This window comes from bacterium (genome assembly GCA_009926305.1).
GTDB lineage: Bacteria > Bdellovibrionota_C > UBA2361 > UBA2361 > RFPC01 > RFPC01.
In genome coordinates this window covers 1-1,140 of record RFPC01000256.1, presented here as the reverse complement: position 1 = coordinate 1,140, position 1,140 = coordinate 1, and the positions used below count along the sequence as shown (strand labels likewise).

The window sequence follows — 1,140 nt, the reverse complement described above, 5'->3', positions numbered from 1 at the left end:
TCTTATAACCTATTGCCTAATCTCGTCACGATTTTTCTCAAGCCTGCGGATATCGGCAGACTCCATGTTTTGCTGGCGCTAGGAGTGGCCTTGAGCGAGGAAGCGCTCTAAGAGCTGCTAGGTTGTGCTGAGGGCTTTTCATGGCATCACGCTAGACCTTAAGCCAGATGACGAGCCGTGAAACAAAGAGATAGGGGTAGAGGGCGTCCCATAACTTGTAGTTCTACGTAAATCTTTCGCTCTTTCGGTAATCACTGAAGATGCCAGAAAACCGATAGAATGATTCCTAACACCATGTCTTGAAAGAGAGCTTAAATCACTATGGTTTGCAGTCTCAAAGCTTCTCACTCACGTCTATCAAACCTTACCTACAAACAACGCAATGTTTTGAAGAATTCCTGCCCGCAGAGGCGTAAGCTTAATAAGCCAATCTCCATTCACTCCGAGAATAACGGGAGGCCGCGAGAGAAGCGATGATTACCGTAACGAGAGACCTGTCTTTTTCTACTCTACATCGAAAAAGAGAATAGCTTCAGATCCAGGAATTCCAACTCGTAGGTGATCATTGTTGCGGAGTTCGATTCGGAGCGAGTGAGTTCCAGAGGAGATATCATCTGCCAGTTGAAAGGCACCCGTTGTACCCCACTGAGTGAGGTGTGGGTCACTTCCCTCTGCATCGTCAAGATAGATATGATAGTGCCCCTCAGTCGCTGTGGGATCGATTTCTTCGTCTCCGTGATCGCCACTACGAGTGAGGACATTATGTGACATATGATGCATGTACGATGGGGGTATTCTGAGATTGAAATTTTGAGTAGAAATCTCGTATGGAATTGCAGCTCCTTTCGTAAATGTGGAGTCATTTGCGGGCGATACCCAACGGACTATAGCGCCTGATTCTCCGCCGCTACCACAACCTGTTACCCCTGATAAAACACAAAGACCTAATATTGCAAAAATAAAACCTTTCATACAGAGCCCTCCTCTTAAGACTGACCAGTGAAGGGTCGGTATTCCTGCCAAGGAGCTTGAGGAAATATAGTGAAAAGAGGATCATAATTAAACATAGTTTGAAAATTAGCAGGGAGTTGTTTGTATATTGAAAGGTGGAGGCTATATTTTTGAGTTCTAGCCTTGAAT

Annotated in this window: 1 protein-coding gene; it reads right to left on the bottom strand. The window is 45.3% G+C overall.

The annotated features are described in order from the left end of the window. Positions 1 to 504 precede the first annotated feature (504 nt). Positions 505 to 972: a hypothetical protein gene (locus tag EBR25_14315; protein NBW42144.1), complete on the bottom strand. Its 468-nt coding sequence runs from the start codon at positions 970 to 972 to the stop codon at positions 505 to 507. Positions 973 to 1,140 lie beyond the last annotated feature (168 nt).

What these genes read in the sequence shown, in the direction of transcription:
- EBR25_14315 (NBW42144.1), bottom strand. Translation starts at nt 972, where the DNA reads ATGAAAGGTTTTATTTTTGCAATATTAGGTCTTTGTGTTTTATCAGGG.